This window comes from Arachidicoccus sp., from assembly GCF_050436765.1.
GTDB lineage: Bacteria > Bacteroidota > Bacteroidia > Chitinophagales > Chitinophagaceae > Arachidicoccus.
Map to the genome: position 1 here is coordinate 20,804 of NZ_JBNQGD010000161.1, position 8,133 is coordinate 28,936.

The following is an 8,133-nucleotide window of genomic DNA, read 5'->3' on the forward strand; positions in this document are numbered from 1 at the left end:
ATGAAAAAGGTTGCAAAAGGAAAAGTAATTATTGCGGGCGCCGGCCCTGGTGACGCAGAGTTAATAACGCTGAAGGCAGTTCGTTATTTGCAATGCGCCGATGTAGTACTAACCGATCGCTTGGTAAGTGAAGAGATTTTAAATGCACATGTTTCTCCATTGGCAAAAGTTGTCTTTGTTGGAAAAGAAGGTTGTAATAATGGACAATCTGTTTCACAAAAGGAAATCAACCAGATGCTGGTGCAATATGCCTTTCAGGGGAAATTGGTAGTGCGCTTAAAAGGCGGGGATGTTGCGTTCTTTTCTAATGTTTTGGATGAATTACATGCCCTGCTTGAAAACCAAATTGCTTATGAAATTATCCCCGGGATTACGGCAGCATCTGGGGCTTCAGCTTATGCAGGAATTCCCCTAACTGCACGTAATTATTCTCGAGCGGTAAGAATTCTTACTTATTCCAAAAAGCATCCGCAAGCCAAAAGTTACTGGAAAGATTTAGCGGAAACAGATGATACTTTAGTTTTTTATATGGCGGGAGAAACCTGGTACGATCTTGCAGAAAACTTTTTGATCAATAATGTTTCAAATGATAAAAAAATAGCCATAGTACAGCAAGCTACTACGCCTTTTCAAAAAGTATTTATTCATTCTTTTGAGAGCCTTGGAGAATCAAAAATGGATCAAGATTTTGTTTCCCCGTCTTTGGTGATAATTGGTAGAGTTGTTGATTTGCATAGCGTTTTTGCTTGGCAAGAAAACAGCGATACAAACGAAAATTATTTCCGTCCGGCGAGCCGTGTAGCAGTGGAAGTTTTAAAAGAAAATAAGTTAAGTGCATAAAATTAATATGATGTTATTAGAACCCAAAAAAGATATTTTTAGTCAGTTAATAAAAGAAGCAACACGTGACGAATTGTTATGGATGAATGGCTTCTTGTCTGGTGTCCTTAGCTCAGAAAAAGACTATACCGGAAATGTTTCTGGCAATAATATTGCTGCGAAACCTAAGATTGAAAAGCTAACGATATTGTATGCGACAGAAACCGGAAATGCAAAGTCCTTGGCGACGAAATTCGCGGCCACGTCGAAAAAAATTGGTATTAAAACGAAACTTACTTCTGTAGAACAATATCGGTTGTCCGATTTGCAAAAAGAGGAATATTTTTTTGTAGTTATCAGTACACAAGGAGATGGCGAGCCACCTTTAGCGGCTGCAAAATTTTTCAATGCTATACATGAAGGCGATTTGATCTTGCCGAAATTGAAATATGGAGTGTTGGCCTTAGGTGATAGTTCTTATCCATTATTTTGTCAAGCTGGTGAAGATGTTGACAAACAGCTGGAACTACGTGGTGCCAGACGTGTAGTTCCTTTACAGAAATGTGATACTGACTATGACGAAGTGGCAAATAATTGGTTTGAAAGCCATATTGTGTCGCTTAATGCATCGCAGCCTTCTAATAGCGCTGCGCCTGCTATTATAAAAAAGAGTAGTGCAAAGAAAATTTACAACGGTCGTGTGATTACTAATTTTAACTTAAATGATAAAGATTCACACAAAGAGACGCATCATATTGAAATTGAAGCAGAAGATATAGAATATACACCTGGAGATGCATTGGGTGTTGTACCTGAAAACCCTATTCATGCAATAGAAGAAATTCTCCATTTGAGTGGGTTGCAAGCGAATACCAAGGTCGTTTGGAAAGATAGTGAGTATGAAATTTTTGATTTATTAAAGAACAAATTACAAATTATTTATTTGCATGAAAGAGTTGTCAATAAATATGCTTTAGTTGTAGGCCAGGAGATACCCGAGACACGTATGAACTTAACTGACCTTCTTAAAATATATCCCGTAAAAAATACGGATGAACTTTTACAGGTTATACAGATATTGGAACCTATTGTACCACGCTTGTATTCTATCTCTTCATCACCAGAAGCCCATGGTGGAGAGGTACATATTACAGTTGCGCGCGATAAATTTCTTGTAAATGAGAAGGAGGAAGTAGGTTTATGTTCTCATTATCTGACGCAACTACCCATTGATACAAATTTGAATTTCTATATTCATCCGAATAAAGTTTTTCGGATGCCTTCTGAATATAGTGATGTAATTATGATTGGACCAGGTACGGGAGTTGCTCCATTTCGTTCTTTCTTATTTGAACGTGATGCGCAGGGTGCTTCTGGAAAGAACTGGCTATTTTTTGGAGACCAGCATTTTACAAGTGATTTTTTATATCAAACTGAAATACAATCTTTTCTTGACTCTGGTGTACTTACGAAATTCAATGGTGCTTTTTCTCGCGATCAGGAACATAAAGTATATGTGCAACACAAGATGCTTCAGGAAGCAGAAGAATTATTCGAGTGGTTGGAAACAGGTGCATATATTTACATCTGCGGCGCAAAAGAACCAATGAGTTTTGACGTTGAAAAGACGCTTGTGGAAATCATTGCGACCCAAAAACATATAGATGAGTCGCAGGCTGTTGCGTATATAGAAAACATGCGTGAGGCGGGAAGATTATTAAAAGACGTATATTAATAGAGAGAAACAGTTGAGAAATTGAAAGTGAGTATCGTAGGTGATAGGAATTAATGAAGCTGATAATTGTTAGAAAATAACGGACAAGAACAATGAGTATAAATGAATCGGGTACAGAAAAAATAAAAAAGGCCAGCAGGGGATTGCGTGGAACATTATTGGAAAGCCTGGCTGATGAACACACTGGTGATATTAGGGAAGATGATAAAGCACTGGTGAAATTTCATGGAATGTATATGCAAGACGACCGTGACCGACGAGAAGAACGTGCGGCAAAGAAGCTCGACAGACTTTGGGCTTTTATGGTGCGTTTGCGCTTACCGGGAGGATTTCTTACAGCAGAGCAGTGGGAAGCCTTACATCAGGTAACAAAAAGCTATACTTCCGGGACTATAAAAATAACTACGCGTCAGACGGTACAATTGCACGGTATTTTGAAACATCACGCAAGACCCACCCATCAGGCATTTAATTTAGCAAAGCTTGATTCTATCGCGGCTTGTGGTGATGTTAATAGGAATGTATTGGCATCGGCGCACCCTGATGTTTCTCCTGTTCATGGAGAAATCTATCAGACTGCTGTGCATTTAAGTGCTTTGCTGAAACCTAAGACGCGAGCGTATTATGAGATATTTGTAGGAAGTGAGAAAGTAGCGGAAAAAGTGGAAGAAGATCCTTTGTATCAGGAACGTTATTTGCCACGTAAATTTAAAATTGGTATAGCTATTCCTCCGCAAAATGATATAGATGTTTTCGCTAATGATTGCGCTTTGATTGCCATTATAGAAAATAATAAATTAATTGGGTATAATGTCGGTGCGGGCGGCGGCATGGGTGCTACGCATGGCAACAGTGCCACCTATCCGCGTTTGGCTTCTCTGTTTGGTTTTATAAAAAAGGAGGATTTAGATAAAGTGGTTTATGAGATTGCTACCGTGCAGCGAGACTTTGGTAATAGGGAAGATCGTAAATTGTCGCGATTAAAATACACGATTGACAAAATGGGGGTGGACGTTTACAAAGCCGAAGTGGAGAAACGCAGCGGTGTAAAATTTGGGCCGTTAAAACCTTACACTTTTATACGACGTACAGATGATTATGGTTGGGCAAAGAATCATGAAGGGAAATACTATTATACTGCCTTCGTAGAAAATGGGCGTGTCCTGGATGAAAACGGGGTTCAGTTTCAAACTGCATTTTTGGAAATTGCAAAATCGAGAAAGGCAAATTTTCGCTTTACTTGTAATCAAAATATTGTCATCAGCGATATATTAGAGCAGGATAAAGACTTCATTGAGGCCATTTTGCAGAAATATAATATTATTCAACATACAGATGAGTCGTCTGTGTTGAGAAAAAGCGCTATCGCCTGTGTTGCGCTAAATACTTGTGCTCTAGCACTTGCTGAATCGCAAAGATACCTACCATCTTTAATAACTAAAATTGAAGACTTGGTAACTAAATATCATCTGGAAAATGAAGATATTTCTATTCGTATGACAGGTTGCCCAAATGGCTGCGCGAGACCTTACATGGCTGAAATAGGTTTTGTGGGTACTTCACTTGGACATTACAACATGCATATTGGTGCAGACGCACTGGGTACAAGAATGAATAAATTATACAAAGAGAATCTAGAAGAAGCTAATATTCTAGTGGAACTGGAGGAGTTACTTGCTTCTTTTGCGGAAGGGAAAAATGAGAAAGAAACCTTTGGGGACTTTGTCGTAAGAAAAGAATTAGTATAAATTTTTCAAAAATTACTTTGCCGAGAGATACTATTAATAATATTACGCCTTTAAAAGAAGTGAATAACTTGTTTCCCGTTTTTTTAAAACTGGAACAGTTGAGGTTATTATTAATTGGTGCGGGAAATGTTGGTCTCGAAAAGCTTTCGGTTGTTTTGAATAATGCACCGAAAACGAATGTATATGTGGTTGCCAAAGAAGTAATTGCGGAATTCTCTTTGTTAATAGAAGGGAAAGAAAATATTAGAATTGCTCAGAGACCTTATCATATCAGTGATTTGGACAATTGTGATATAGCTATTATTGCGACTGGCGACGATGTTTTGAATGAACAGGTTCATAAAGATGCGAAATCAAAAGGAATCTTATTAAATGTAGCAGATAAACCAGCCCTTTGTGATTTCTATTTAGGTTCTATTGTTGGGAAAGGTAGCCTCAAAATTGCGATTTCTACCAATGGCAAATCGCCAACAATGGCCAAACGTCTGAAAGAAATTATCAGTAACTCTTTGCCAGAGGAACTGGAAACATCTTTAGACAATTTGCAAAAAATCCGCAATAGTTTAAACGGAGACTTCCATGAAAAGGTTGAAAAATTAAATGCGCTTACAGAGGTTTTAATTAGTCCTAAACAGAAAGAAGTATTGTCGAAACCTTTTCTTTTGCGTACTTCATTTTGGAAAAAAATTGGTTTGAACATTTCTATTTTACTGGCAGCGATGTTGCTGGGCTATTGGGTATTTGGTTTTTTAATGCCTGTCCATTGGGTTACTAAAAGCTTTGATTATATCGCTAACAGTCTCGATGAAAATTTCTTTTGGATGTTTGCAGCCGGTTTTGTGGCGCAGCTTGTAGACGGCGCGATGGGAATGGGTTATGGTGTGTTGTCTACTACATTTTTATTATCTTCTAATCTTCCTATTCCTGTCGCGGGTATCAGTAGTAGTGTACATATGGCGGAGATGTTTTCTATAGGAACAGCCGGTATCAGTCATTACAAATACAAACACGTTAATAAAAAACTGTGGGTTGCCTTGGTTATTCCTGGCATTATAGGGGCAGTTTTGGGCGCTTTATTTATAGGCACTTTAGGCAATAGTTTTGGGTATATTATGCGTCCGATTATTGCTGTTTATACTTTTTATTTGGGCTTTAAAATATTAAAAAAAGCGTTTAAAAGTATTCGGGCACAGCGTCAACGAAAAATTGTAAATGTTCGCCCGGTGGCTTTTATAGGTGGATTTTTAGATGCATTCGGTGGTGGTTGGGGGCCATTAGTTACCAGTACACTTATCTCAGGTGGCCGCGATCCTTTATACACTATTGGTTCTTCTACCTTTACCAAATTTTTTACTTCTATTGCCAGTACTGCAACTTTTATTATTGTGTTTAACCAAATGCATTTCCAGGTAATTGCCGGGTTAGTTTTTGGAGGTGTGCTTGCAGCACCCCTAGCTGCAAAGCTCTCAGGTAAATTACCTTTAAAAACGATGTTTATCTGCGTTGGTATTTTGGTTATTTTGTGCAGCCTGCGTGTGATGTGGATGAGTTTTATGTAGGGCATCTCCATCTTCCCAAAATGTCTTTTAGCTTATTCTATTCTTGGGCTTTTGTATAATGGCAAATTCTGCGAATCCCAATAAATCCCAAAAAATATTCCCCTCGAGTTTTTTACCTTTTATCCATTTACCCATTATTCTAAAAGGTGTCGCTAATAAAAATAAAGTATTTCTTCTGGTACCTGAGGCGATTATGTTACAGTTACCCTCTTCGAATATTTTTTCTATTTCTGTTACACTATAAAGCCTAACATGCGTAGGGTCGTCATGAAAATTGAGTGTGCCACTCATAGAGGGTAGTTTTTTACTTTTATTACCGGGATATTCTACATAAAAATAACCGCCTAATTTTATTTTGGGAATTAAGTGCTTTAAAACTTCGTCACCGTTGGTCAGATGTTCAATCACGTGTGCCATTCTAATAAAGTCGAAATAATTATCAGGGATAGCATTGAATTGAAGTTTGGTCAGATCCATCTCGTAAAATGCTGTCATTGCATCAAAATCGTCTTGATTGTTGTTGTAGCTTTTGTCTAAATCAACACCGTGGTATTCGCAATTCGGAAATAGTGCTTTGGTTTTCGATGCTGAATTATTGCCGGCGCCTATATCCAATAGTGTAAACTTATTATTTTTAAAATATTTGTTTATGTAAATGGACTTAGGGGATAATTTTTGAAGAGATTTATAAAAAGACACTTTTGATTATTTTATTTTGAAATGAATGTAAAGAGAGAGTGGGGCTAAACAGAGACCTCCATTTTTTTTGAAATTTTACCAACCGCCGCCTGCGCCGCCACCTCCGCTGCTTCCTCCGCCGAAGCCGCCGAACCCGCCACCTCCGCCGAATCCCCCTCCACTATTGCCACCGCCGAAACCGCCTCCAAGTCCACCAAAGAACATAGGCCAGAACATTCCGCCCCAACCTTTTCGACTTGCAATCCCACCGCCGCCACCGCCACTTGAGCGAGCAATAATAACAATAATGATGATAACAATAATTAAAAAAGTGCCTAACCCACTTCCGCTACTGTCTTTTTGTTTGCGTGGTACTTTGTATTCTCCTGTAGCTGCGGCAGAAAGAGAGTTGATAGCCTCATCAATTCCTCTATAGTAATTGCCTTGTTTAAAATTGGGTGTGAGATCGTTGTCAATAATGCTTTTAGTTTGTACATCGGTAATTGCACCTTCTAACCCATAGCCAATTTCTATCCATATTTTATGATCTTTTGCTGCATAGAGTATTAATACGCCGTTATTTTTTTCTTTACTGCCGATACCCCAACTACGAAAAAGTTTGTTGGCGTAGTCTTCAATAGGATATACGTTACCGCTTGCATCCTGAAGTGTAGGAATCGTTACAACTGCAATTTGGTTCGAAGTACTATCGTCCAGCGCGTCTAATTTTTGTTCTAGAATAGCGCTTTGTTCAGGAATTAAAAGGCCTGCATTATCCACTACCAAACGAGGTGGATTGGGCTTTGGTAAAATAGTTTGCGCTCCTAAGAAATTAAAATTAGATAATAGAAGCACCAAAAAGGATAGGCCTATTATTTTGTATATACGATGGGATAAATTCACTAAAGCTATTTTTAAAATTATTTACCAAAGACAATATCATCAGGCAACTCATTTTTATCTGTGGTTGCATCATAAGGGAAAGCTTTGGCAAGTGACTGACCGATTTCTAGAATTACCTCTATCAAACCTTTTGCGTAATTGTTTTTATTGAAATGGCTAATCATCTGTTGTACTTTTTCATTCCAGAATTGACTACCCGCCTTTTGGTAAATGGCTTCATCGGCAAAGATAGCGAGTTGTTTGTCTTTTAGTGCCACATAAACCAATACGCCATTGCGTTGTGTCGTTTGGTACATTTTTAGTTTCGCAAATATTTCGATGGCGCGGTCAAGCGCATTTACATAACTGCATTTGCTTTCTACATACAAACGTACCTCACCACTAGTAGATACTTCTGCTTGCTGTATGGCGTGCACAATTTCTTCCTGTTCTTCAACAGAAAAAAACTGAGGTACCTTTTTTTTGAAAATATTAAACATTGAATGTAGGGAAATTATTTAATGTCAAAATTAATATCCGGGTTTTTTTCGCTTCCTGCATCAGCTTTGTAATAAGCTTTTGCGTGAAAACCAAAAATGCCAGCCATTATATTCCTAGGGAAAGTTTTTACTTGTAAATTATACGAATTAACTGCTGCATTATAATCACGGCGTGCAATGTTAATGCGGTTTTCGGTGCCTTCAATTTGGGT

The 8,133-nt window shown here is 38.2% G+C and carries 8 protein-coding genes; 4 read left to right on the top strand and 4 right to left on the bottom strand.

Features of this window, described 5'->3' with window-relative positions; genetic code table 11:
* The 4 genes from cobA to ACQR30_RS07135 all read left to right on the top strand — a co-directional run bounded on the left by cobA (position 1) and on the right by ACQR30_RS07135 (position 5,861).
* Positions 1–840 (top strand): uroporphyrinogen-III C-methyltransferase, encoded by an 840-nt coding sequence (cobA, locus tag ACQR30_RS07120; RefSeq protein WP_429733306.1) that lies wholly within the window; start codon positions 1–3, stop codon positions 838–840.
* Positions 833–2,554 (top strand): diflavin oxidoreductase, encoded by a 1,722-nt coding sequence (locus tag ACQR30_RS07125; RefSeq protein ID WP_429733308.1) that lies wholly within the window; start codon positions 833–835, stop codon positions 2,552–2,554. Before cobA ends, ACQR30_RS07125 begins: the two co-directional genes overlap by 8 nt.
* A 92-nt stretch (positions 2,555–2,646) precedes the next feature.
* Entirely contained in the window at positions 2,647–4,302 is a 1,656-nt protein-coding gene (locus ACQR30_RS07130) for an NADPH-dependent assimilatory sulfite reductase hemoprotein subunit (RefSeq protein ID WP_429733311.1), read from the top strand.
* A 17-nt stretch (positions 4,303–4,319) separates the two neighbouring features.
* The gene (locus ACQR30_RS07135; RefSeq protein ID WP_429733314.1) at positions 4,320–5,861 is read left to right on the top strand and encodes a TSUP family transporter; all 1,542 of its coding nucleotides are present in this window, start codon (positions 4,320–4,322) and stop codon (positions 5,859–5,861) included.
* 27 nt (positions 5,862–5,888) lie between these two features.
* Here the strand turns inward: ACQR30_RS07135 and ACQR30_RS07140 are convergent, their stop codons facing one another.
* From ACQR30_RS07140 to ACQR30_RS07155, 4 genes are all read right to left on the bottom strand, one after another.
* On the bottom strand, positions 5,889–6,560 hold the full coding sequence (locus tag ACQR30_RS07140) for a class I SAM-dependent methyltransferase (RefSeq protein ID WP_429733316.1): 672 nt from the start codon (positions 6,558–6,560) through the stop codon (positions 5,889–5,891).
* 75 nt (positions 6,561–6,635) lie between these two features.
* Positions 6,636–7,442 carry a TPM domain-containing protein gene (locus ACQR30_RS07145; RefSeq protein WP_429733319.1) on the bottom strand — a complete coding sequence of 269 codons (807 nt, stop codon included), beginning with the start codon at positions 7,440–7,442 and terminating at the stop codon, positions 6,636–6,638.
* Between the two features lie 17 nt (positions 7,443–7,459).
* A complete protein-coding gene (locus tag ACQR30_RS07150; RefSeq protein ID WP_429733322.1) occupies positions 7,460–7,921 on the bottom strand; it encodes a TPM domain-containing protein in 462 nt (153 codons plus the stop codon).
* Positions 7,922–7,935: 14 nt separating this feature from the next.
* Positions 7,936–8,133 (bottom strand): LemA family protein (locus ACQR30_RS07155; RefSeq protein ID WP_429733325.1); only part of this gene is annotated, 198 nt, incomplete at its 5' end.

Coding starts and splice junctions, on each gene's coding strand:
- cobA (WP_429733306.1), top strand. CDS start 1: ATGAAAAAGGTTGCAAAAGGAAAAGTAATTATTGCGGGCGCCGGCCCT.
- ACQR30_RS07130 (WP_429733311.1), top strand. CDS start 2,647: ATGAGTATAAATGAATCGGGTACAGAAAAAATAAAAAAGGCCAGCAGG.
- ACQR30_RS07150 (WP_429733322.1), bottom strand. CDS start 7,921: ATGTTTAATATTTTCAAAAAAAAGGTACCTCAGTTTTTTTCTGTTGAA.